Raw genomic sequence first — 602 nt, 5'->3', positions numbered from 1 at the left:
AAGAAAAATATAAATTAAAAAATAAAATAAATCAATAGAAAGGAAGATAAGCTTAGTTAAAAGCTTGTTTGATACCGCAGGTAACCCACTCCAGTTGCCTCAAAAATTGAGCTTGGTTAATATGCCTTGACTATAAATAAACAAAGCAGTATAATAACCACTAGAATGAGTTTTATGAACCTCATTGAGCTACCTCCTTTCATGGGTTTCACAATTTAGCCGTAGGGGGTCAGCCCGCGGCTTAAACCCTTAATGTAATTTACCAAACAAACTCTTTAACTTCTGAAACAATTTATGAAAGATTTTTGTATAAGTTTTAATATTTTATATGAAAATTTAGGTGTAAGCTATAAACAAGAAGCCTTTCGAGCTAGCTAAGAATACTTGGCTTTAGTTAGGAAGCTCCTACTTCTAAGCGTTAGCAAAAGTAGGAGTAATTCATAGTTTTCATTGTTTTAAAATTTTTCTCTTCGTTATTAATAGATAATTTCGATATATCATATCTATCCCAAAAGATAAGCTCTAAGGGTCGTTGTAAAAAATGATAAGTTAAGCTTATAAAAATAATCAAAGCTATAAGCACACCACAAGGTATATAAAAT

The 602-nt window shown here is 30.6% G+C and carries 1 pseudogene; it reads right to left on the bottom strand.

What is annotated here, in order from left to right:
* Positions 1-418 precede the first annotated feature (418 nt).
* Positions 419-602, bottom strand: a pseudogene (locus tag AJ932_RS10695) (hypothetical protein); the annotation flags it as partial.

Source organism: Campylobacter sp. BCW_6873 (assembly GCF_001762365.1).
Lineage (GTDB): Bacteria > Campylobacterota > Campylobacteria > Campylobacterales > Campylobacteraceae > Campylobacter_D > Campylobacter_D jejuni.
Note: the sequence above shows the minus strand (reverse complement) of the source record. Positions and strands in the feature narration are given on the sequence as shown.